This is a genomic window from Cytobacillus sp. EB106-05-05-XG126 (assembly GCF_058791715.1).
Genome location: NZ_JBYTDU010000019.1, coordinates 1 through 21674, shown reverse-complemented (window position 1 = coordinate 21674; position 21674 = coordinate 1). Strand labels below are relative to the sequence as shown.

24 protein-coding genes and 1 pseudogene are annotated in these 21674 nt (G+C 41.3%); 7 read left to right on the top strand and 18 right to left on the bottom strand.

The window, feature by feature from the left end:
* Positions 1-12: 12 nt before the first annotated feature.
* From essB to AC3WTL_RS23145, 4 genes are all read right to left on the bottom strand, one after another.
* Positions 13-1356: a type VII secretion protein EssB gene (gene essB, locus AC3WTL_RS23160; protein ID WP_492370106.1), complete on the bottom strand. Its 1344-nt coding sequence runs from the start codon at positions 1354-1356 to the stop codon at positions 13-15.
* A gap of 14 nt (positions 1357-1370) precedes the next feature.
* Positions 1371-1610, bottom strand: coding sequence for an ESX secretion system protein YukD (yukD, locus tag AC3WTL_RS23155; protein ID WP_197245261.1), 240 nt, complete (start codon positions 1608-1610; stop codon positions 1371-1373).
* Between the two features lie 79 nt (positions 1611-1689).
* Positions 1690-1983 carry a WXG100 family type VII secretion target gene (locus AC3WTL_RS23150; RefSeq protein WP_009336200.1) on the bottom strand — a complete coding sequence of 98 codons (294 nt, stop codon included), beginning with the start codon at positions 1981-1983 and terminating at the stop codon, positions 1690-1692.
* Positions 1984-2473: 490 nt separating this feature from the next.
* Entirely contained in the window at positions 2474-3472 is a 999-nt protein-coding gene (locus AC3WTL_RS23145) for an ABC transporter substrate-binding protein (RefSeq protein WP_048010875.1), read from the bottom strand.
* A gap of 179 nt (positions 3473-3651) precedes the next feature.
* On the opposite strand from AC3WTL_RS23145, the gene AC3WTL_RS23140 reads away from it, so the two are divergent.
* The gene (locus tag AC3WTL_RS23140) at positions 3652-4275 is read left to right on the top strand and encodes a DUF421 domain-containing protein (protein ID WP_048010876.1); all 624 of its coding nucleotides are present in this window, start codon (positions 3652-3654) and stop codon (positions 4273-4275) included.
* Between the two features lie 42 nt (positions 4276-4317).
* On the opposite strand, the gene AC3WTL_RS23135 is transcribed toward AC3WTL_RS23140, so the two are convergent.
* The 5 genes and pseudogenes from AC3WTL_RS23135 to AC3WTL_RS23115 all read right to left on the bottom strand — a co-directional run bounded on the left by AC3WTL_RS23135 (position 4318) and on the right by AC3WTL_RS23115 (position 8778).
* Positions 4318-5508 carry a M14 family zinc carboxypeptidase gene (locus AC3WTL_RS23135; RefSeq protein WP_492370105.1) on the bottom strand — a complete coding sequence of 397 codons (1191 nt, stop codon included), beginning with the start codon at positions 5506-5508 and terminating at the stop codon, positions 4318-4320.
* 292 nt (positions 5509-5800) lie between these two features.
* Positions 5801-6001, bottom strand: coding sequence for a hypothetical protein (locus AC3WTL_RS23130; RefSeq protein WP_076262170.1), 201 nt, complete (start codon positions 5999-6001; stop codon positions 5801-5803).
* 165 nt (positions 6002-6166) lie between these two features.
* Positions 6167-6595, bottom strand: a pseudogene (locus AC3WTL_RS23125) (DUF4274 domain-containing protein).
* Positions 6596-6657: 62 nt separating this feature from the next.
* A complete protein-coding gene (locus AC3WTL_RS23120) occupies positions 6658-7032 on the bottom strand; it encodes an immunity 22 family protein (RefSeq protein ID WP_492370104.1) in 375 nt (124 codons plus the stop codon).
* 12 nt (positions 7033-7044) lie between these two features.
* A complete protein-coding gene (locus tag AC3WTL_RS23115) occupies positions 7045-8778 on the bottom strand; it encodes a ribonuclease YeeF family protein (protein WP_286675810.1) in 1734 nt (577 codons plus the stop codon).
* A gap of 256 nt (positions 8779-9034) precedes the next feature.
* Between AC3WTL_RS23115 and AC3WTL_RS23110 the strand changes: the two genes are divergently transcribed.
* The 3 genes from AC3WTL_RS23110 to AC3WTL_RS23100 all read left to right on the top strand — a co-directional run bounded on the left by AC3WTL_RS23110 (position 9035) and on the right by AC3WTL_RS23100 (position 11129).
* Entirely contained in the window at positions 9035-9391 is a 357-nt protein-coding gene (locus tag AC3WTL_RS23110; RefSeq protein WP_252220627.1) for a YwqH-like family protein, read from the top strand.
* 16 nt (positions 9392-9407) lie between these two features.
* On the top strand, positions 9408-9692 hold the full coding sequence (locus AC3WTL_RS23105) for a YwqI/YxiC family protein (protein ID WP_252220626.1): 285 nt from the start codon (positions 9408-9410) through the stop codon (positions 9690-9692).
* A 252-nt stretch (positions 9693-9944) separates the two neighbouring features.
* Positions 9945-11129 carry a DUF4317 domain-containing protein gene (locus AC3WTL_RS23100; protein ID WP_222501709.1) on the top strand — a complete coding sequence of 395 codons (1185 nt, stop codon included), beginning with the start codon at positions 9945-9947 and terminating at the stop codon, positions 11127-11129.
* Positions 11130-11285: 156 nt separating this feature from the next.
* Here AC3WTL_RS23100 and AC3WTL_RS23095 read toward each other — a convergent pair whose 3' ends face one another.
* The 3 genes from AC3WTL_RS23095 to groES form a co-directional block, all read right to left on the bottom strand.
* Positions 11286-11633 (bottom strand): VOC family protein, encoded by a 348-nt coding sequence (locus AC3WTL_RS23095; RefSeq protein WP_252222258.1) that lies wholly within the window; start codon positions 11631-11633, stop codon positions 11286-11288.
* A gap of 247 nt (positions 11634-11880) precedes the next feature.
* Positions 11881-13512, bottom strand: coding sequence for a chaperonin GroEL (groL, locus tag AC3WTL_RS23090; RefSeq protein ID WP_048010891.1), 1632 nt, complete (start codon positions 13510-13512; stop codon positions 11881-11883).
* A 60-nt stretch (positions 13513-13572) separates the two neighbouring features.
* Positions 13573-13857 (bottom strand): co-chaperone GroES, encoded by a 285-nt coding sequence (groES, locus tag AC3WTL_RS23085; protein ID WP_009336289.1) that lies wholly within the window; start codon positions 13855-13857, stop codon positions 13573-13575.
* A 315-nt stretch (positions 13858-14172) separates the two neighbouring features.
* On the opposite strand from groES, the gene AC3WTL_RS23080 reads away from it, so the two are divergent.
* Both AC3WTL_RS23080 and AC3WTL_RS23075 read left to right on the top strand, forming a co-directional pair.
* On the top strand, positions 14173-14898 hold the full coding sequence (locus tag AC3WTL_RS23080; protein WP_163141691.1) for a CPBP family intramembrane glutamic endopeptidase: 726 nt from the start codon (positions 14173-14175) through the stop codon (positions 14896-14898).
* A 35-nt stretch (positions 14899-14933) separates the two neighbouring features.
* The gene (locus tag AC3WTL_RS23075) at positions 14934-15125 is read left to right on the top strand and encodes a YdiK family protein (RefSeq protein ID WP_048010893.1); all 192 of its coding nucleotides are present in this window, start codon (positions 14934-14936) and stop codon (positions 15123-15125) included.
* A 22-nt stretch (positions 15126-15147) separates the two neighbouring features.
* Here the strand turns inward: AC3WTL_RS23075 and AC3WTL_RS23070 are convergent, their stop codons facing one another.
* Entirely contained in the window at positions 15148-15792 is a 645-nt protein-coding gene (locus tag AC3WTL_RS23070; protein ID WP_197205727.1) for a redox-sensing transcriptional repressor Rex, read from the bottom strand.
* 27 nt (positions 15793-15819) lie between these two features.
* Positions 15820-16302 carry a cyclic pyranopterin monophosphate synthase MoaC gene (gene moaC, locus AC3WTL_RS23065; protein ID WP_163141685.1) on the bottom strand — a complete coding sequence of 161 codons (483 nt, stop codon included), beginning with the start codon at positions 16300-16302 and terminating at the stop codon, positions 15820-15822.
* Positions 16303-16493: 191 nt separating this feature from the next.
* Here moaC and AC3WTL_RS23060 point away from each other — a divergent pair, with 191 nt between their 5' ends.
* On the top strand, positions 16494-18419 hold the full coding sequence (locus AC3WTL_RS23060) for an ABC transporter ATP-binding protein (protein WP_492370103.1): 1926 nt from the start codon (positions 16494-16496) through the stop codon (positions 18417-18419).
* Positions 18420-18643: 224 nt separating this feature from the next.
* On the opposite strand, the gene tsaD is transcribed toward AC3WTL_RS23060, so the two are convergent.
* From tsaD to tsaE, 4 genes are read right to left on the bottom strand one after another with little or no spacing between them, the layout of a single operon-like run.
* Positions 18644-19672 carry a tRNA (adenosine(37)-N6)-threonylcarbamoyltransferase complex transferase subunit TsaD gene (gene tsaD, locus AC3WTL_RS23055; RefSeq protein WP_222501713.1) on the bottom strand — a complete coding sequence of 343 codons (1029 nt, stop codon included), beginning with the start codon at positions 19670-19672 and terminating at the stop codon, positions 18644-18646.
* Complete coding sequence (gene rimI, locus AC3WTL_RS23050) at positions 19672-20121, bottom strand: ribosomal protein S18-alanine N-acetyltransferase (protein ID WP_061794083.1); 450 nt, start codon at positions 20119-20121, stop codon at positions 19672-19674. The genes tsaD and rimI overlap by 1 nt, the downstream gene beginning before the upstream one ends.
* 16 nt (positions 20122-20137) lie before the next feature.
* Positions 20138-20842, bottom strand: a complete 705-nt coding sequence (gene tsaB / locus AC3WTL_RS23045; RefSeq protein ID WP_197245242.1) for a tRNA (adenosine(37)-N6)-threonylcarbamoyltransferase complex dimerization subunit type 1 TsaB — start codon at positions 20840-20842, stop codon at positions 20138-20140.
* Positions 20839-21294, bottom strand: a complete 456-nt coding sequence (gene tsaE / locus AC3WTL_RS23040) for a tRNA (adenosine(37)-N6)-threonylcarbamoyltransferase complex ATPase subunit type 1 TsaE (RefSeq protein ID WP_163141673.1) — start codon at positions 21292-21294, stop codon at positions 20839-20841. The genes tsaB and tsaE overlap by 4 nt, the downstream gene beginning before the upstream one ends.
* Between the last annotated feature and the right edge of the window lie 380 nt (positions 21295-21674).

Sequence of the window (21674 nt, the reverse complement as noted above, 5' to 3'; positions counted from 1 at the left end):
CTCCTGTCTATCTTAATTAGGTTCTGTCTTTTCTGCCTCTTCCTTCTTCTCGGCAGATTTTTCAGCAGAGGTTTCAGCTGTCTTTGCATCTGCAGGCTTTTGCTCTTCAGCAGCTTTTTGTTCTGACTCCTGTTTTACTGTCTGTTCATTATCTCCGCTGCTGCTTTGCTCTTCCTGAAGACGCTGCTCCTCTTCCTCCTGAGCTTTCTGTTCCTCTATATACTCATCAATCTCTGCTTGAATTTCGTCGATTTTCTGCTGTTTTTCATCGGATTCAAGACTATCATCTGCTTTGACAACTTCACGGTATTTAAGCAATGCGAACAGAATTAAGTCCCGATCCTCAAGATCCCGGGAGATATCGAGAGCCTCCTTGGCATCTCCCCTCCCAATATGAATCCAGTAATGATAGTATAGGGGATCCGTCTGCAGGGTGATCGTATTTTGGACATTCTCTTTTTGGTCTTCTGTCAATGCTTCATTTATTATGTAGGACTGTGCCAGTTCGTACTGTACGACTCTTGGCATCTGATCAATATCATAATTGGATAACTCGGAAACGACATCGCTATACTGGCTTTTCAGAAAATGCTCCTGACTGTTAATAAAAGCAGCCTGTTTTGGCTGAGTAAAGATAAGGGAATATAGGCTGAAAGCAACGAAAGGCACTAAAGCAATCAGCAGACCCCACGCCGAATACCTGGTTGCTTTCCACTTTTTCTGCGGAACCTTAGCATATTCCTTATCTTTCTTTTCAAGCATTTCTATGTTAGTCCGGATAATGTCTGACAATTCATTTTCATCCTTGGCCTTGATGACACTTGCCGCTGCAGGCGACAGTTCAATGGTTTCATGAAGTTTGAGGTAATCCCGGAAGGAGCGATTTCCATCTACAGCAGCTGCGATGGTCGCTTTCAATTCCATCCAGAGTTTTTCCTGATTGGTTTCATAAGGCGGAAGGCTTTCACTCACACCATAATGAAGCAAATGCGGTGACAGGCTTTCATCCGCCACAATGTTTTCAGGACAAATAACGAGATGCAGCCTGGAATATGGATGACTTTTCACAAGTTTTAGAAGCTGCGAAGAAAAAATCCATCTGCTTCTCTGGTCTTTCTTTTTTAATTTGGAAAAGGTTAAGTAATTTGAGGGAATTTGCAGGACGAGGCGCAGTTCATCCTCTGTTAAATGGATATCCCTTTTTATAGCTGATTCCATTGCCTGGAGCAATTCCAATTCCTCAGCAGCATCAGCTTTAATTTTTTCTCTTTGAAAAAGAATGGTAAGGGATTGATGATCTGTTTCGACAACCGCTTCAAGCTGCTCTTCAAGGTAGGTTTGACTCTTTTCTGACATTTTTACATGCTCCTTTATAAAATTTCGAAACGGTCCCCAGTGGTAATCCCCTTTTCCGCCAGCTTATCGTTTCCTGACAGAATCATTTGCTTGTTGGGAATTCTAACCCAATAACCTTCCCGGGGCGGCTGAGAAATAGACTTAGCTTGCCAAACAATATCAACTACTTTTTTAACAGAATGATAGTTAGATAGACGGAGATCAAAAGGTTCAGCTTCATAATGTTTTAAATCAATTGTTAATTCTATGTACATATTCAACACCTCATAAAAAAAGAGCGCTTTTCATCCTGTGAATGCAGCGCTCCTTCTCCACTTATTGATTCAGATAAAATTAACCGCGGATTTGGCCAGCGATCTGGTTATCAGCATCTTCAAGAGCTCTTGCAGTATTATTAAGCTGAACAGAAATATCCTCTAATAATTGCTGCATTTGAACAAATGAAGGTCTTAAAGATTGGTATTGTTCAGCAAATGCTCTGCTTGCTTCCCCTTCCCATGCACCTTCCAGTTCACGAATCATATTATCCAAACGGACAATCTGATCCCCAACCTGGCTGCTTTCTCCATTATAACGGTTAGACATGCCTACTAATTCTGCTGGTGTAACGCGAATAACTCCTGACATTCAAATCTCTCCTTTTCAATAGGTTACTATTATTGTAAAAATACACAATCGAAAGGTCAATTACTTACTTGCAAAAAATAACAAAACAGTTATTTATACCCACTAATACCCAATTTGAAGACACTTAAACATTAAATGGTATTTTTTTCATAAACTTTTTCTATTTATTGTTATTCATCAATTCTAGAAATATAAATTTTATACCTATTTATTACTATCATGGCAGTCAAAACTCGTCAAATCGCTTATGCGGACGTGTCGAATTATGTCTGTGGTTTTATTCCTATTAATCCACAAACCCCCGATTGTATTTTGTAGGTGAAATTACCCTTTCACATAGATTTTAATTAAGCTTTATTGAGCCCTTAATTTCCCTAAAATCCTCCTTCCACATTATGTAGTTCTTTGGAATCATTTTCCGGAATAAATTTCAGGTTCATTAAGCAAAAAAAAAGATACAGCTGAATCGCTGTATCTTTTAACAACCTATTTATTCCCCAACCACCTTAGCATCCTTCAGCATGTCCTCTGTCAAAGCAACTCCCTGTTCCTCAGCTGCTTTCTTGTTAATCACAAGCTCAAGGCTCTCCGGGTAGCCGACAGGAATTTCACTCGGCTTTTTGCCTTCAAGAATATCAACAGCCATTTGGCCTGTAGAGTATCCAAGATCATGATACTCAAAGCCGTAGGAAGCAAATCCGCCCCGTTTAACCGAATCGCTTTCCCCAACAAAAGCTGGAATGTCTTTTTCATTGGCTACGTTCAGCACTGATTCAAGGGCAGATACGACTGTATTGTCCTTAGGGATGTAAAATACATCAGCACGTCCCACTAAGGATTCAGCAGCCTGCTTCACCTCGGAGCTAGTTGAGATAGTCGTTTCAACTGCTTCCAGGCCTGCTGCCTCGATAGCTTCTTTTGCATGCTTAACATTTACTACTGAGTTTGGTTCCCCATCATTGTAGATAATGCCCACCTTTTTGGCATCAGGTACAAATGTTTTGATAGAGTCAATTGTATTTTTGATGGCATCCGGATGTGTGTCAGATGTACCAGTTGCATTCCCGCCCGGCTTTTCCATGCTTTCCACAAGCTCAGCTCCCACAGGATCGGTGATGGCTGTAAAAAGGATTGGAATATCCTTCGTGGATTGCACAACCGATTGGGCACTCGCCGTAGCAATTGCCAGAATTAAATCATTTTTGTCCGCGACCAGGTTCTGGGCGATGGACATATTATTGTTCATATCCCCCTGGGCGTTCTGGAAGTCGATTTTAAGATTTTTTCCTTCTTCATATCCAGCATCTTTCAGTGCGGCAATAAATCCCTCTCTCGCAGAATCTAATGATGGATGCTCAACAATTTGCGTGATCCCGATTTTTACGGTTTTCTTTTCTGACACTTCCCCGCTGGTTTCCTCATTTCCTGATCCGCAGGCAGCCAGCATTAATAATGTGCTGCTTGCTAGGATGGCTAACATCTTCTTCATCACAAATATCCCCCCGACAGTCATGCATTTTTTAAAATTTTTATAATATTTTGATATTAACACGTTTAATAAGTATGTAACAATAGCTAATCCCACTTTTTTGTTAGATAAATTGACATTAACAGTTTTAGAAGGCTCTATTTGCGAAAGACTATAATAGTATATAGGGAGGGATACGAGTGGAATTCGATTGGATTTGGAACTCAATCCTTGTCGTCATCGGGGGCACATTGTTATTAAGGATCGCTGGAAGAAAGTCTATTTCACAGATGACATTAGCTCAGGTAGTAATCATGATTGGCATTGGTTCTCTATTAATTGAACCGGTTTCAGGGGAAAGCATTTGGACTACTCTTGCAGTAGGACTCATCCTTGTCCTTACCTTAGTTATTATGGAATATGCACAAATGAAATCAGACAAATTCGAGAAGTTTATCACTGGTCAATCCAAAATTATCATAGAAGATGGAAAATTGAATGAACAGAATCTGAGGAAACTCCGGTTTACTGTGGACCAGCTTGAAATGAAACTGCGTCAGCATAATGTTGCAGTTATCAGCGATGTACGATGGGCAACCCTGGAGCCAAACGGACAAGTGGGCTATGAATTAAAAGAAGAAGCCCAGCCTGTAACGAAAAAGGAATTCCTTCAGCTTCAGGCTGATGTCCAGCAGCTGATTCATCTACTGGAACCTGCCTTTGCCAAGGGCTTCTCTGTCCATATGGTTCCCGAAAATGAAGAGGATATTTTTACAGAAGTTGCAGAAGAAACGACTGATAGTGTACCAGATCACCTTCAGTAAGAATGAGGCTGATTCCAAATGGAACCAGCCTCAGCTGCACTATTAACGAATTGACACCCTATTAGGAATTTCATTATATTCTTCAGGATTCAAATCATAAACACTGCCATCTGCAACACCATCAATGATTCCCATAACCCCAGTTTCCACAGTCTTAACCAGCTGACCTTTCATCTTTTGGCCATAGTTCTGTGTCTGCCCTTTTACTTCAAATAGGACTACCCCGCTTCCGTTCAAGGCAAAGGAACCCAATGCAGTCCCAGGCAAGTCTAAATCCTGGTCATATAAAGAAATATTGGTGAACACTGAATTGCCTTTTTCCTGAAGTGCATCATAAAGTGCCACATTTAACTGTCTTGAGAAATCAAAGCGGTAATTCTCTGCATATTGGCTATATTTCGATCCCTCAGGAGAGCTTGGATCTGGAATAAAATCTGCTGAAATGGACATTGTAACGTCTTCATCCGTTCCTTCGATCTTATAGAAATTTTGGTGATGAAGATCTAAAAAGACTTCTACATTCCCAAACTCCTCTTGCAGACCTTTATATATATCCCGGACGGTTTGGGATTCAGGTGTAATATACCAGCCTGGAGTGCTTGAATTGCCCGGGAAGTCTTCCGCTTTCGGAACATAGTTCAAGTCGGGGTTAAAGTCACGGTTTACATCAAAGCCTGGAGCTCCTGCATAGTCATCCCCCTGCAGGGTGCGTGTGTAATAATTCCAGGTTGGCAGTGCACTATGTAATTGAGGGAACTGCCCCTGTACTTCTTCCCAGGTCATCACATTACCACGCCTGTCCAATTCGGAACCATCGGCATTCATCATCGGGATCGCTACAATCGTCAGTTCTTCCCTAATTCTTTTCGCCTCTGCTGATTGACTTGAACCTAAATATTGAAGAATATTTAATAATGCGACAGTTCCAGTCTTCTCATTGCCATGAATTTCACTCTGTACCAGAACTACTTTATCCCCATGTCCCACTCGAGCTGTAAAGATATCTCTTCCCTGATTTGTTTTACCAGCAGACTCAACCTGAACCAGGCCATTCGATGACTTTTCAAGCTGGCTCAGCTTTCTCTTCAATTCTTCATAATCTACAAAGCCGCTAATAGATATATTTTCCTCTGTCACAGGCTTTGCTCCCTCAGCAAAACTAACTTGAGGTACGAGTATTGATGCTGCCAATGCTGCTGTACTAAGTACTTTCCATAATGACTTTTTCTTCATTTTTTTAGCCTCCCCTGTTTTTTTAATTCGGTATCCGAATTATTTCTATCATGCCTTTTCAGCGGGAGTATGTAAATCTGCTAAAGGAATTAATATTCTGAATAATAAATATCCTACATTTTCCTTATTTGATAAGACTTTCATCATATACAAATGAGCACGTACATTCATTCTTTATCACATTATCGATCTGATTCCTCTTCGTTTTTCTCAAGAATCGAATGGCCCGATTGGAAAAAAGATCAGCATTAAAAAAGGGAAGCATTTCTTAATGATCTCCCCCTGACAGCTATTAATAAGGATATCCAAATCCCGGTCCACAGCAAGGCCGCGGGTAATAATAAGGCGGCGGTGGCGGATACCCATAATATGGACGCGGGTAGAATAAGGCAGTGCCCAATAAACCTCCTGCTAACCCGCCTAAAAAAGGCAGACCAAAGAATCCAAAAAAACGCTGATCCTGCGGCTGATAAGGCCCTCTATAAGGGTACATTCATACATACCTCCATTTCCTCTGTATATGCCTACATTATTGTATATGCGTGGAAATGGGTTTGGCTTGGGCAAATTCACTACATTTGGCGGGGGAATGTTGGGGACATATTAAACGAAAAACCTTGAAAGGCACTTTGCCAATCAAGGTTTCAAATAAAGTACATTATATCTCAGGTATATCAATCTCTTTGTCTGGAGACTTACTAATTAGAACGGCAGGAAGGTCTGGATTATTCTTTTTTATCTTATACTTTTGAATTTTTGTTAATTCAGGGTCAAAAGAAATGTCTTGTGATTTAAATTCTAGGCTTAGTAGTTTAATATAATTCTTCCTCAAAAAAACTTTCCATTACTCTAACGAAGAACTTGAAATTTCTTCTGAACTCTCTAACAAACGATAGCCATCTGCATAATGAAACATGAGTAAACCAGTCCCTAAATCACAAGCCTCATTTTCTAAGATAACTGTTGGTACTTCAAAACCACTATTCCAATTATAATTGGCAGCAAAGTAATGGAGTATTAGTGGATTATCTACTTTTTTTAACTGGCTGATTAAAATATATTTATCTGTATTATAAAGCCACCCCACCGATAAGTAATTTCTGAGTTAACCATCAACTAAATCAATTCTCCATACCTTTAAGATTTCTCTTACTCATAATTTGTAGCAGCAATAAAATCAAAAGCACCTGTTGAACTAATTTCATTTTTATATTCAAAATTATATATTAAAATTACTGCATTATATGATTTCTTTAGGTTTATACTTTTCTGGATTTTTGGAATGACAATTTCTTCATATGAACACCCATCTAATAATGCTGAAATATCACTACTACTATTCTTATAGACAGCTTTTTCTATAGTATCCTCATCTGTTTCATCCATATCAATATTAAAGTCGAGAAAGAATTGGGATGGGACAGACTCGCCATCGTCATCATACGTTAAATCAACATACTCTCCTATTGAGTCCTCATCGTTAATATTTCCTAACCAAATTGAAACCCATCCTTGTTTTTCCATTATAGTAGCCTCCTACTTTAATCTTAGACCTTGTGGTAAAGACGAAACTCCACCCTCTAATCTATAATTAGCCCAATTATTAAGTCGTCTAACAAATGTATTATAGTCGCTAGAAGTATCTATTATTGCTAACAATTCATTATGTGCTTTAGTTGAGCCTAACCCTCCATGAACACCGTTTGGATTTACAAATGTGACATCGGAAATAGCTGTTCTTAAATCTTTAATCTCTTCAGCACCAATATTCCAATACTTAAATTGAGGAGCCCTTGAAACTAAGTGCCACTCATGTAAACCTCCAGGTTCTCTAAGTTGACGTTCAATTTTCTTTCTAATCTTTTTCTCTTTCCAAAGTTCGTCTAGTTCACTACTTGTAAGGGAATTGAAGAATTTATTAAAATTCCCACTCTTTGCAGTTGGTATATCTTCAACAGTTAATTTTGTTATTTCTTTAGCATTATCTATATCCTTACCAGCCGTCTTCCCCGGCAAGACCACATGACCCTTTTCCTCTTTCAATATCCTGACAAGCCCATCAAAGTCGGCCTTTTTGATACTTTTCCGAATGACCTTGGTTCCTTGCTTTCTGACAACAGCCGCGAGCGACAGGTATTCGAGAATTTCAAGCGGGGTTCCGTCAGCTATGGAGTCCAGTTCCCGCACTCCGCCCACTCGGTCTTCTGGAATGGAGTCGACGAATTCGTAGGCTATTCCTTTTTCTCCATAGAATTCCCGGACAATCCGGCCGTCTTCATATAGATGAAACTTTCCGCCCTGATTCTCGCTGCCGATGCCATACTCGTCTATGACATCAATAGCCAGGATCTCCCTGCCGCTCAGAGAAGTAAATTCCTCCGGGGTGATTTCGCTACTGTTTAGCTCTGCTAAAGCCTTCAAGGCTGTTAATTGATAGCGGATGGTCTTTCTTTCGTAGGTACTCTGCCAGATAGCCCAAATGGAATAAGCACCTGGCGGTAGAATTTGACCCAGTGCCGTTACGCCGAGTTCTTTAAAGAATTCCGGAGAACGCACGGAATTTCCTGCTTTATGCCTGATGCCTTCTAAAAGCTCTCCATAGATTGGGCTGGACTGAATCTGTTTGACGGAATAGCCGGAAATGCTGAGATTTCCACTTTGAAAGAGGCTGGAAATTTCATCGATGTATGTCTGTATCAGATGAAGATCCTGCTCAATTGGATCAAGTGCCAGTGTTTGCTGGCTGTCAAAGGTCATTAGATCATCTACCGTATTTCTCCGGTGAAGTTCCGCTCTCCTTACATGTGCCGAAAACTCCCCATCCTGCAGGTGAGGGAGACTTACAATATCAGAAACTTTCTGCATCACCGCATTGGTCTCATCTGTTAGGCTATTGGTAATAGATTCTGTTTTTACCAGGCCCTGTGCTGCTTCTCCATCCAAAAAGCTCTGACGAATGAATCCATTGCTTGCCGGCTCGAGCATCTGAAGGGAAGAAGCTATTCCTTTTAAAGTATTTTGATAGTCTGCAAGAAAACCTTCAAAAAATAAGAGAAAAGGAGAATGACATTCCTGGAAGAAAGCCTGAATAGCGGCTGCTCCCTCTCCCCGGAAGAAGTCCTCAAGCGAGGTAATTCCTTCTACATCACGTGCAATGTTTCTTATCTGCTCTTCTAAGGAGTCGAGACTGGAGTGAAGATCCTTCAATCCGCTGTGCAACTCCCTTGCATCTAATACCTTCAGTATAAATCGCCTCCTGCCAATCGACAACTGGAATAGAGGCTCTTCAGAGAGCCCCTCACTAAAATTTCCATAATTTATACTTTACACTAAAAATTAGAGTAATTTTATTACGAATAGGATTATTTTTACACTTTTGTATAAAACAGTAATAAGTACCCATCGACAGAATGTCTAAAATAAGAAAAATGTATCATTATTACATTATTTTCCTGTGATATAGTAAAATAGATTCTTTTTACCCGGATTAATAATATGAAATTGGCAGTATATGAGGTGAATATTCATGTCTTTAGGATATTACTACAGTTTATTGGCGAAAAAACAAAGTGATCTGCAGAGACTGCTGGACTGTAAGAGGGAGCTCCAAGGAAAACAGCAGGAGTTTAACCACTATCGGCATACCGTCACAAAGCCGGATCTTTCCCCTTTTACCTGGCAGGGAAGGCTGGCAGATGAATTTGAGGATATCCGGTTTGAACAAATGCTTACGAGTTACACGGACATTGAGTCAAATCAGTTTCAAGATGTGTTTTCAGCCATAAGCCGGAAGCTGCAGCAGATCCAGCAGGAAATCGATTCTATCAAACAAACAATCGCTTCCCTGGAAGCACAGCTTGCAGCAGAGAGGTCGAAGAAATAATGAGGAGGTACTGAGAATGGATACTGAGATTAAGATAAGGATAAGTGAAATAGAACAGGCACTTTCTAAACTTCAATCCTCCGCTAACGGGCTCCAGCCAACCCTTCCATCCACTATTGGGGAAAATAATGTCCTTGATTTCATCAATAAATTGAATGCTTTAAATAGGCAGCTTCAGCAGGTGACAGAAGCCTATAAATCTGTATTGCTCAAAAATGAAGAAACAACGGGACTATCCGTACAATTCTTAGATGAATCGGATCGGCTGCTTTCCAGGGGTATACATGCGGTTAAAAAATAATCCCCTTAGCAAACAACCCTTTTTGATAAAAGTACAGAGGCTTTCGATAAGTTTTTCCAGCTTATGGGAAGCCTCTTTTTATCCCCTCAATGCTGGCAGAATACCAGAATTCCGCAGTCACTTCCCCTCTTCCGAATCTTCATTAATAAACCCCTTATAAAAAAACGAAAATAAATAATAATTTATAGAGCTGATGTATTTTGTTATTCTAGTAGATATGCATATTGGGCAGTTTAGGAGTGGATTTTAACCATGAACAAAAAAGACATTGCACAGATTCGGAAACAATTTAAACTAAATAATGACTTACTAAAGATCTCAGATATTTTTAACGTCTATATTATGAAGGAATCAAGCGAGATTTATCATTATGAGAGCCAGCCTTTTGAAATGCTGGATCAGGATCAGCAGGAACTGTTTATGGACAACTTCAAAAAGATGCTGGGCGGCCAATTGGATGAAAAGCTCTTTGAGTTAAAGTTTCAGAGAGATGCGGAAAACAGCAGTCAGCTCATCCTTCATCAAGGATTGTTGACTAATGATGCTGAAGGCTGGACGGAACAAATGCTTCAGATTGTCGGCAAAATGCTGGGAATCCGGCAATATGAAAAGGATATTGTTGTTACGTTCATTCGCGGGGAGTATCTTAAGCCAATGAAACGCCGCAATCCAGAGGCCGAGGAAAGTGAACGGGATGCCGTTTATTCTCATCCCTTTATTCTCTGCAGCATCAATAACACGCAGGAACCGAAGAAAGAACTGCTTTTTGACTATGTCGAACGGGAATTTAAATATCATTTTACCGTTGATCCAATTATCAACCTCAAGTCTCCCATTTCAGGGTTTCTATTTCCTTGCTTCACCGATCACGCGGCTGATGTCAATCATGTCCTGTATTCTGCAGGCAAGGTCCATGAGCCCGACCACCAGTTCATTGAGGACGTTTTAAACGGGGAAGAAACAATGACGGCGCAGGATGATAAAATCGTTTTTGAAGAAATTATTAAAGACGTAACAGGAGATCAGCTTAGCACATCAACACTTTCCAACGTATATGAAGAGATAAACCGGATGATCGTGGAAAACGAAGAGGATGAACCGCCGAAGCTGGATTCCAAAGACGTAGAACATGTTTTAAAGGTGAGCGGCATCGAAGATATTGATTCTGAAAAGGTCCAATCCGCTTATCAAAAAATCATTGATGATGACAAATATGAAATAAAGGCAAGCAGCGTCCTGCCTAAATACAATTCAAAATCAATCAAAATCAGCACAAAAGCAGCCAACATATCCATTTGTCCGCAAGATCTTAGATATGTAAGACAAATTAATTTTGACGGCAAGCGTTACCTGATGATCGAGGTGGAAGAGGATACCGTGATTGAAGGCTTTACGATGATTCCGGAAGCTTTTGGCGGAGGGTCTGATAAAGAATAAAGTAGAGGCGCTGCATTTCTAAAGAAGCAAAAGTTCCGCTTCCCATACTATTTAAAAAAGGAATTCCCAGATAGGAATTCCTTTTTTGACGTATAAGCAGTATAGGGGCCGTTGGGACAAGATGCCTGTCCCTATGTCTCTTGTTTTTTAAATTCGCTATTTCTCCCATAGCTCGACCAGTCTGCCTTCAGGATCTTCAACCCAAATAAACTTTCCAAACTCACTAACCTCTTTTTCCTTAACTAGAGGTACACCAATTTGTTCAAGATGTGTAATCATCTCGTCTAGTTTATGCACCTGAAAATTCAACATCACTTGTTGTTCTGCTGGAAAATAACTGTCATTCTCGGTAAAGAAAGAAAAGATCGTCTCATTTCCTAATTGGGGAGTAATCACAGTTCCATTCCAATTATCTATTTCAATCTTCAGCACTTCACTGTACCATTTTTTCACAACATCAAGGTTCTTGGTTCTCCAAAATACTCCACCGAAACCTTTTATCAGTGTAACCAACCCCAGTCTTTCTTTTAGTTTTTCAATTACATTAGATATTCGAGATGTAATGTTAAGTTCCTTCTTCAACTATACTGTCCCACCAGACTCCTTAAAGAAGAATTTCGGCAAGACACCAAAGATCGTCTATCTCCACGAAACAAACGAAAAAAAGAGGCTTCTCACAAGTTTGCACAACTCATGAGAAACCTCTAATTTTAGGTGAGAAATGATAACATTCCTCTTCGTTGGGCAATGATTACATCATGCCGCCCATTCCACCCATGCCGCCCATGTCAGGCATTGCAGGGCCAGCATTTTCTTCTGGCTTGTCAGCAACAACTGCTTCAGTTGTTAAGAACATAGCCGCAACAGATCCAGCGTTTTGAAGAGCTGAACGAGTTACTTTAGTTGGGTCAACGATACCAGCTTCGATCATGTTTACCCACTCGCCAGTAGCAGCGTTGAAGCCTGTTCCAACTGCTTCGCGCTTTAAGCGGTCAACAATAACTGAACCTTCAAGGCCAGCATTGTGAGCAATTGTGCGTACAGGCTCTTCCATCGCACGAAGTACGATGTTGATGCCTGTTGCTTCATCGCCTTCAGCCTGGATAGAAGCCACTTTGTTGTATACGTTTAGAAGGGCAACACCACCACCGGAAACAATTCCTTCTTCTACAGCTGCACGTGTAGAGTTAAGGGCGTCTTCGATGCGAAGCTTGCGCTCTTTCAATTCAGTTTCAGTAGCAGCACCAACTTTAACCACTGCCACACCGCCAGCTAGCTTAGCAAGGCGCTCTTGTAATTTTTCGCGGTCAAATTCAGAAGTAGTTTCTTCCATTTGAGTGCGGATCTGGTTCACACGGCCGCCGATTTGCGCGCTGTCTCCAGCACCTTCAACGATTGTCGTGTTTTCTTTTGAAACAACCACTTTAGAAGCGCGTCCTAAAGAATCGATTGTAGCAGATTTAAGGTCACGGCCTAGCTCTTCAGTGATTACTTCACCGCCAGTCAGGATCGCGATATCTTCAAGCATTGCTTTACGGCGGTCACCGAAGCCAGGAGCTTTAACCGCTACTGCATTGAATGTTCCGCGAAGCTTATTAACTACTAGTGTAGCAAGTGCTTCACCTTCAACATCTTCAGCTACAAGCAATAATGGCTTGCCTTGCTGTACAACCTGCTCAAGTACAGGAAGGATTTCCTGGATGCTTGTGATCTTCTTATCAGTGATTAAGATATAAGGGTTTTCAAGAACCGCTTCCATCTTATCAGAATCTGTAACCATGTATGGAGAAGCATATCCGCGGTCAAATTGCATACCTTCTACCACATCAAGCTCAGTTGTGAATCCTTTAGATTCTTCGATTGTGATAACACCGTCGTTGCCAACGCGCTCCATTGCTTCAGCGATCAGCTGTCCAACTTCATTGTCAGCAGCAGAAATCGCAGCAACCTGTGCGATAGACTCTTTGTTTTCGATAGGCTTTGAAATAGCTTTTAACTCTTCAACAGCAGTAGAAACCGCCTTTTCAATTCCTTTGCGGATGCCCATTGGGTTAGCACCTGCAGTTACGTTCTTAAGGCCTTCACGGATCATTGCCTGTGCAAGAACAGTTGCAGTTGTTGTACCGTCACCGGCAACATCATTTGTTTTGCTTGCTACTTCAGCAACAAGCTTCGCACCCATGTTTTCGAAAGCATCTTCAAGTTCGATTTCCTTCGCAATTGTCACACCATCATTAGTGATTAATGGAGAACCGAATTTCTTCTCAAGAACCACGTTGCGTCCTTTAGGTCCAAGAGTTACTTTTACCGCATTTGCAAGGGAATCTACACCGCGAAGCATGGCGCGGCGGGCTTCTTCACTAAATTTAATCTCTTTAGCCATTGATAAAAACCTCCTCAAAAATTTTAACTTTATCTTTTAATAATCTGTCTGGAACGGCGATTAGCCAATTACAGCAAGAATGTCATTTTCACGTAAAATTAAATATTCTTTGCCTTCGTACTTTACTTCAGTACCAGCATATTTTGAGAAGATGATACGGTCGCCGTCAGCAACTTCAAGGGCAACACGCTCACCATTTTCAAGAACGCGGCCAGTCCCCACAGCTACAACTTTGCCTTCTTGAGGCTTCTCTTTAGCAGTGTCCGGCAGTACGATGCCGCTTGCAGTTTTTTCTTCAGTTTCAACAAGCTCGATAATGATTCGATCACCTAGTGGCTTTAACAAGTGAAACAACCTCCTCAAATAATATGTAAATATTTTTATTTATTAGCACTCTCTCTGTATGAGTGCTAACACAATTATTATATTAATGAATCTCCTTTCTATTTGCAAGGGTGAAGCTTAAATTTTTTATAAAAAAATTCATTCGTGCCTGCACGCTATTTTTCGACACGGACAACCTCTTAAGTATGCTGCAGAAACACATATTTTAACCATAACAGGTCTCTCCTTGGTGCTGATATTTGAAACCCGCTCCATATAAAGAGTACAATGGCTTTAGGACTTGTTTCCAACACTCAGATTAAGGAGTAAAACATTTTGAAGAAGGAATACTGGATTATATTAATCGCCTATATTGCCATGCAGCTTTCAAGCTTATTTGGCGTTCCGCTCGTTTTATTAGCTGCCGATGCCCTGGGACAGAATCCAGAGAATATGCAGATTCTTGCTGTGGCCTACTGGCTCGTAATCAGTTTCACAATCACGCTGATCATTACGCTTCTATTACTAAGGAAAGAAATGAAACGGGGATTGGATAGGGATGCCTCTTCTGTTGCAGGCTCTGTGGGCTGGGCTATTGGAGGCATATTCTTGGCCCTGATTGCTCAAGCTACTGCTGCAAGTATTGAAAACCTGATTGGCATTGAAATGGGATCTGAAAATACACAGCAGATTATCAGGATTATTGAAGCATCGCCAATCGTCATTTTAATCAGTTCGGTCATCGGGCCAATCCTTGAGGAAATCGTCTTTAGAAAGATTATTTTTGGCTCTCTTCATAAGCGCTTCAACTTCTTCCTTTCAGCCCTGATCAGCTCGGTCATTTTTGCTCTGGCCCATTTTGAGCCTGAACATGTACTGTTATACTCAGCAATGGGATTCACCTTTGCCTTTTTATATGTCAAGACGAAGCGGATCATCGTGCCGATTTTTGCCCATGTGGCGATGAACACCTTCGTCGCGGTTGTTCAGCTGAATCAGGATAATATACAAAAGTGGTTAAAGGAAATGGAAAACATGCAGAGCTTTATCAGCTTTTTCTAGCTGGAGAAATGTTTTAAACGTACTGGGGGATTATCATGAGAAGCACACCTTTGTTTTCAGGCTTTATTTACATCCTTCTCGGATGTCTTTTCACCTTTATAGCCATCCAGAATACCCAGCGGGAAGAAACCTGGGGATTCTTTACTTATTTTCTTATCTTAATTGCCACATTTGATTTTGCCACCGGTCTACGGATGGTTGGCCAGCATTTTAAAATGAAAAAATGAGCCCGCAAAAGGCTCATTTTTTTTACACTTCTTCAGGATAATTTTTCAGAAAATAAACCAATGACTGCAATTCCACTGCCAGATCGATATGGTGAATCCGAATCGAGGACGGCACAGTGAGCCTCGCGGGTGTAAAGTTAAGGATTCCTTTTATTTTCGCATTCACCATCCGATCGGTAATCGTCTGGGCAGGCGGTGCAGGCACCGTTAGAATCGCAACCTGAATATTATTTTTAACTATCACTTCTTCAAGGTCATCCATATGATGGACCGGCACATCGCCGATTTTCGTGCCAACCTTGCTCTTATCCACATCAAATGCCACTTCTATTTTCGTATTATTATTTTTAAGAAAATTATAGTTAAGAAAGGCTGTACCTAAATTCCCTACCCCGACCAAAGCGACTTTGGTAAGCTCGTCCTGGTCAAGAGTCTTCCGAAAGAAGCCCAGCAGGTAATTCACATTATATCCATAGCCTTTTTTCCCTAACGCACCGAAGTACGAAAAGTCACGGCGAATCGTTGCAGAATCCACTTTAACCGCCTCACTCAATTCTGCTGATGAGACTCTTTGTTTGCCGGAGGAATGAAGGTTTTTTAGGAAGCGGTAATATAAAGGCAGCCGTTTAGCTGTTGCCTGCGGTATCTTAATTGGTTCATTGGCCATTCGTCCATCCCCATTTCTTATGATGAATTAATTTCGTTTAAAATCTCCGTTTTTGCCGCCTGTTTTCTCTATTAAAAAGGTTGGCCCAATTACCATTCCTTTATCTACAGCCTTGCACATATCATAAACGGTCAGCGCACAGACAGAAGCAGCTGTTAACGCTTCCATTTCCACACCCGTATTTCCTTTTGTTTTAACAGAAGCTGTAATGATGAGGTCGTACTCTTCCTCTTCTGCTTTCCATGAAAATGAAATGTCCACACCTTTAAGCGGCAGCGGATGGCACATCGGAATAATGTCCCATGTTTTCTTGCTCGCCATAATGCCTGCCGTTTGTGCAACAGCAAGTACATCCCCTTTTTTCATGGAGTTGGATGTGATCTTCTCGTATATCTCCTGATTCACCGTAATACTTGACTGAGCGATGGCCGTCCTTGCCGTCTCAGGCTTATCGCTGACATCTACCATTTTTGCCCTGCCCTCTTGATTAAAATGAGTAAAATCCGCCATTTAAAAACACCTCTCTTCAAAATCATACACTATTTTTCCGTTACTTTGTATGTGCTTTGTAAGGTTCTTCACATATTTATTTACCTTTTTTTATGATTCAATGCCCTTCAGGTGTGCTTATAGTCCTGTCTCCTTTATTGCCGAACATATATGAATGAGTTACACTTACTCTATACCCGAGGTGAAAGAACATGATACTATTACAAGTCAATCAGCTGGCAAAAAGTTTTGGAGCTGATCCCATTTTAACGAATATAAAGCTTGAAGTACAAACCAGGGACCGGATTGCCCTTGTAGGGCGCAATGGTGCAGGAAAATCCACCCTTTTGAAAATAATTGCCGGACACATGGCATATGATTCCGGTGAGATTATAAAGCCAAAGGAAGTAACCATTGGCTATCTTGCACAAAATACCGGACTGGAATCGGAATTATCCATTTGGGATGAAATGCTGACTGTTTTCAGTCATTTGCAGAAGCAGGAAAAACAGCTCCGCAACCTTGAAGAACAAATGGCAGATTCCGATATCCTCAGTAATTCTGATGCCTATGAACGCGTATTGAAAGATTACGACAAACTTCAGGTTGATTTCAAAGAAAATGGCGGCTATCAATATGAAGCAGATATCCGTTCCATTCTCCATGGACTCAATTTCAGCTCATTGGGCTATGATACTAAAATTTCGTCATTGAGCGGCGGACAGCGAACAAGGTTGGCCCTTGGTAAACTTCTGCTGACAAAGCCTGATATTTTAATTCTGGATGAGCCTACCAACCACCTTGATATTGAAACATTATCGTGGCTTGAACAATACCTCCAGGGATACAGCGGTGCTATTCTAATCGTATCACATGACCGGTATTTCCTTGATAAGGTCGTTTCCCAGGTTTACGAGATTTCCCGCCACCAAATAAGAAAGTACCCGGGAAACTACAGTTCCTATTTGGATCAAAAAGCCGCTAATTTTGAAAAAGAAATGAAGCAATTCGAGAAACAGCAGGAAGAAATCGCTAAGCTGCAGGACTTCATTCAGCGAAACCTCGCCCGGGCCTCCACAACCAAAAGGGCACAAAGCCGCAGAAAGCAGCTGGCCAGAATGGACGTGATGGACAGGCCGTTTGGAGACGAGAAGTCAGCTTCCTTTGGGTTTGACATCGAGCGTCAGTCGGGCAATGAGGTTTTAAATATTCATTCTTTAGCTATAGGCTATGAAGAGAAAGTCAGCGAGAATATTTCAATGCGGCTGGCAAGAGGCGACAGCATTGCACTAGTAGGACCAAATGGAATCGGCAAGTCCACATTGCTTAAAACCATCATCAAAAAAATCCCTTCTTTTTCAGGGGAGATTCAGTACGGTTCCAATGTGACAATTGGCTACTATGACCAGGAACAGGCAGAGCTCACAAGCAACAAAAGAGTCCTGAACGAATTATGGGATGAATACCCGCTGAAACCGGAAAAAGAAATCAGGACCATACTTGGGAACTTTCTCTTCTCAGGTGATGATGTTCTTAAAACCGTTTCAACACTGAGTGGCGGTGAAAAGGCCCGGCTCGCACTTGCAAAGCTTATGATGCAGAAATCCAATTTCTTAATTCTGGACGAGCCTACAAACCACTTGGACCTGGACAGCAAGGAAATTCTTGAAAATGCATTGATCGATTATCCCGGAACCATTCTCTTCGTCTCTCATGACCGCTATTTTATCAACAGAATTACAACAAAAGTAGTTGAACTTTCTGGAAGCGGGGCAACTGAATATCTTGGCGATTATGATTATTATGTAGAAAAAAAGCAGGAGCAGGAGGAATTGCTTGCACTTAATGAGCAAGTTGACACCACCGCATCGCTGCCTGTTAAGCAGGACAAAAATAATTATCAGCTGGATAAAGAAGCTAAAAAGCTCGAACGCCAGCGAAAAAGAAGAATGGAAGAAATTGAAGAACAAATAGAAGCCTTAGAAACAGTAATAGATGCTAATGATCAGCTTCTCTGTGATCCGAATGTTTATCAGGACCATGAAAAGGTGATGGAAATTACGAATGAAACAGATGGAGCAAAAGCAAAGCTGGAAGAATTGATGGAAGAATGGACTCTTTTAGCTGAAGAGGATTAAAATAATATTCATAACTTTTAGACTGGTAGAATAGTCACTGCCAGTCTTTTTTATTATCCACAGAGATAATCACAAGAAAAACGCAGTTATACGTACTCTCCACAGAGTTTTCCACATTATCCACAATTCAAGCTGATTTTATCCACATTATCAACATAAATCTCTGAAATTAATGATTTTATCCACAGAAAAAGTCCCCTATGCTGTCGGGGACTTTTACCTAATTATTTATCATTGTGGATAGTAATATCCAAACCGGGGTTAGCATTTAAATCTAGGCCGGCGAATTGTCCTTTTTCAAACAGAACACTTCCTGCAGCTGCTATCATTGCTGCATTATCTGTGCATAAAGATAAGGGTGGAATAATGAGCTTGATATCGGCTCTATTTCCAAACTTCTTTTCCAAAGAAGCCCGAAGTCCTTTATTCGCCGCAACTCCGCCTGCGAGCAGCAGCTGCTTCACCTGATACTCTTCAACTGCTCTTTCTGCTTTCGTTACCAGCACGTCAATAACACTATCCTGGAAGCTTGCCGCCAAATCCTCCGGTACTATCTTTTCGCCACGCTGTTCAGCGTTGTGGACAGTGTTGATAACCGCTGATTTTAAGCCGCTGAAGCTAAAATCGTATGAACCTTCTTCCAGCCAGGCTCTTGGGAGCTGAATAGTTGGGTTTCCTCCATGTGCGAGTTTGTCAATGTGAGGACCTCCCGGATATGGCAGATTTAAGGTTCGGGCAACTTTATCATATGCCTCTCCTGCAGCATCATCCCTTGTCTCGCCAATTACTTCGAAATGTCCATGTTCCTTCATATAGACCAGTTCGGTATGTCCGCCAGAGACTACCAGGGAAAGTAACGGGAATTCCATTTCCTCCACCAGTCTGTTTGCATAAATATGGCCAGCAATATGATGCACGCCTACCAGCGGGATGCCGTGAGCAAACGCTACTGCTTTTGCGGCATTAACCCCAATCAGAAGCGCACCTACAAGGCCAGGTCCTTCGGTCACAGCAATTGCTGAAAGATCAGAATATGTGATGCCTGCCTTATATAATGCCTCTTCCAGTACGATTGTTATCTGTTCAACATGATGACGGGAAGCTATTTCGGGAACTACTCCGCCAAAACGTTTATGGCTTTCAATTTGGGATGCAACGATATTGGCTGCAATTTCGCGCCCATTCTTAATGATGGCTACAGCCGTTTCGTCACAGCTGGTTTCAATCCCCATGATCCATTGATCTTTTTTCATTATAAATTCACCCACATTACTAAAGCATCTTCTTGATTATCAGTGTAGTAGTTCTTCCTGATGGCTCCGTTTTGAAATCCAAGCTTTCGGTATAAGGACTGAGCTGTGAAGTTGGATACTCTTACTTCCAGAGTCATTGTGATGGCTCCCATTTCAGATGCAAGTTCCATTAGCTGCCGCATCAAAGCTTCTCCAAGTTTTCTCCCGCGGTATTCAGGGAGCAGCGCAACATTTGTGATATGAGCCTCATCTACGACTATCCAGGCTCCACAGTATCCTATTACTTTATTTTCTTCTTCTAAAACAACATACAAAGCAAACTGGTTATGTGTTAATTCGTTAAAAAAGGCCTCCCTGCTCCAGGGTGTTGCAAAAGATTTGTGTTCGATCTCCAAAACATCATCAATATCCTCTTCATTCATCAAACGGAAAGTTAAGGATTTATTCATACGTCCGCTTCCTCATCTATAACTTTTTTTCCTTGTTTGCTTTTATCCAATTAGCTTCAGCTTCCGCAATCCTAATGTAATTAGGTACAAAAGAATGGACATCCTCAGCCTCGCGGTCCTTTCCTAATAAAGCAAGTTCGGCCGGCCGGGGATTATGCTCTGCAGGTGAAGCGAACACTGCCCGCTCTTTAAGGAATTCTGCAAATACATCTTGATGTAAGGGCAAATCATTCCCGATGAAAAGAACGTTTTCCTGCTGTTCTGAAAGCATGGCTGCCCAATCTTTTGAAAGCAAGAGCTGGTCTTTGATCAGCGAAACTAACTGTCCTTCCCTATATTGATACAGGCCGGTATATATTTGCCCCCTCCTGGCATCAAACAAAGGTGATATGACGCCATTAAAGTATCTGCCCGCCGAGGCCGCATATACTTCAAGGCTTGATACCCCAACCAGCGGTTTATTTAAAGTCCATGCCAATGTTTTTGCAATCGTTACCCCGATACGCACTCCTGTATACGACCCAGGCCCTTTCGCAACAACAATTTTATCTAATTCAGCTGGCTTAATACCGCAATCTTTCATTAAAATATCAATAGCCGGCATAACCCGGACAGAATGATTCTTTTTTACATTTGTAATATACTCACCTATAACCTGATCACCATCCAGAAGAGCTACTCCCAGAGGGTAATTGGATGTATCAATGGCTAAAACCTTCATAGCATTATCTCCTTACACAATTCCTCATATCTTCTGCCCTGGGGTTCCAGCACAAGCCTTCTTGAGTCATGATCATCAAGAAATAAATAAATCGTCAATAACTCTTCGGGCAGCTGTTCTTTAACAAGATGGGCCCATTCTACAACTGTGACCCCATTGCCATCAAAATATTCATCAAACCCCAAATCCTCAAAGGAATCTTCAACTCTATATACATCCATATGATAAAGGGGTAATCTTCCGTGGTATTCTTTAATAATCGTAAAAGTAGGGCTATTTACATTCCGGGTTATATTAAGCCCTTTGGCCAGTCCCTTGGTGAATGTCGTTTTCCCTGCACCCAAATCTCCTTCCAGAGCAAGGACATCCCCCGGCTGAAGCAGGCTGCCAAGCTTTTCCGAAAACCCCATCGTATCCTCTGGCTTCTTTGAGATAAACTCAAACTGACTCATATGTTTCAACACCTTTTATGGTCTAATCTATCAACGAAAAGAAAAAGCACAAACGCTTACCACCCGCGCCGCCTCGAGACAGCTGGCGATAGGGCAGGACAGTTCTCGAAATTCAACGATCTGAATTCCGAGATTACAAAAAAACCTTAGGATAAATCCTAAGGAGAATAGTCTATATGTAGTTTACCTTATTTTGCAGCAATGGGCAAAATAAGCTATTTTCAATATTAATATCCTATACACTTAGGTTAAAAAGGCAAAAAAAAAGACGAAACTAAGTTTCGTTTTACTTTTTAGAACTATAAAATGGCGGTCCGGACGGGACTCGAACCCGCGACCTCCTGCGTGACAGGCAGGCATTCTAACCAACTGAACTACCG

What these genes read in the sequence shown, in the direction of transcription:
- essB (WP_492370106.1), bottom strand. Translation starts at nt 1,356, where the DNA reads ATGTCAGAAAAGAGTCAAACCTACCTTGAAGAGCAGCTTGAAGCGGTT.
- yukD (WP_197245261.1), bottom strand. Translation starts at nt 1,610, where the DNA reads ATGTACATAGAATTAACAATTGATTTAAAACATTATGAAGCTGAACCT.
- AC3WTL_RS23150 (WP_009336200.1), bottom strand. Translation starts at nt 1,983, where the DNA reads ATGTCAGGAGTTATTCGCGTTACACCAGCAGAATTAGTAGGCATGTCT.
- AC3WTL_RS23145 (WP_048010875.1), bottom strand. Translation starts at nt 3,472, where the DNA reads ATGAAGAAGATGTTAGCCATCCTAGCAAGCAGCACATTATTAATGCTG.
- AC3WTL_RS23135 (WP_492370105.1), bottom strand. Translation starts at nt 5,508, where the DNA reads ATGAAGAAAAAGTCATTATGGAAAGTACTTAGTACAGCAGCATTGGCA.
- AC3WTL_RS23130 (WP_076262170.1), bottom strand. Translation starts at nt 6,001, where the DNA reads ATGTACCCTTATAGAGGGCCTTATCAGCCGCAGGATCAGCGTTTTTTT.
- AC3WTL_RS23120 (WP_492370104.1), bottom strand. Translation starts at nt 7,032, where the DNA reads ATGGAAAAACAAGGATGGGTTTCAATTTGGTTAGGAAATATTAACGAT.
- AC3WTL_RS23110 (WP_252220627.1), top strand. Translation starts at nt 9,035, where the DNA reads ATGTCTTTAGGATATTACTACAGTTTATTGGCGAAAAAACAAAGTGAT.
- AC3WTL_RS23105 (WP_252220626.1), top strand. Translation starts at nt 9,408, where the DNA reads ATGGATACTGAGATTAAGATAAGGATAAGTGAAATAGAACAGGCACTT.
- AC3WTL_RS23100 (WP_222501709.1), top strand. Translation starts at nt 9,945, where the DNA reads ATGAACAAAAAAGACATTGCACAGATTCGGAAACAATTTAAACTAAAT.
- groL (WP_048010891.1), bottom strand. Translation starts at nt 13,512, where the DNA reads ATGGCTAAAGAGATTAAATTTAGTGAAGAAGCCCGCCGCGCCATGCTT.
- AC3WTL_RS23075 (WP_048010893.1), top strand. Translation starts at nt 14,934, where the DNA reads ATGAGAAGCACACCTTTGTTTTCAGGCTTTATTTACATCCTTCTCGGA.
- AC3WTL_RS23070 (WP_197205727.1), bottom strand. Translation starts at nt 15,792, where the DNA reads ATGGCCAATGAACCAATTAAGATACCGCAGGCAACAGCTAAACGGCTG.
- moaC (WP_163141685.1), bottom strand. Translation starts at nt 16,302, where the DNA reads ATGGCGGATTTTACTCATTTTAATCAAGAGGGCAGGGCAAAAATGGTA.
- AC3WTL_RS23060 (WP_492370103.1), top strand. Translation starts at nt 16,494, where the DNA reads ATGATACTATTACAAGTCAATCAGCTGGCAAAAAGTTTTGGAGCTGAT.
- tsaD (WP_222501713.1), bottom strand. Translation starts at nt 19,672, where the DNA reads ATGAAAAAAGATCAATGGATCATGGGGATTGAAACCAGCTGTGACGAA.
- rimI (WP_061794083.1), bottom strand. Translation starts at nt 20,121, where the DNA reads ATGAATAAATCCTTAACTTTCCGTTTGATGAATGAAGAGGATATTGAT.
- tsaB (WP_197245242.1), bottom strand. Translation starts at nt 20,842, where the DNA reads ATGAAGGTTTTAGCCATTGATACATCCAATTACCCTCTGGGAGTAGCT.
- tsaE (WP_163141673.1), bottom strand. Translation starts at nt 21,294, where the DNA reads ATGAGTCAGTTTGAGTTTATCTCAAAGAAGCCAGAGGATACGATGGGG.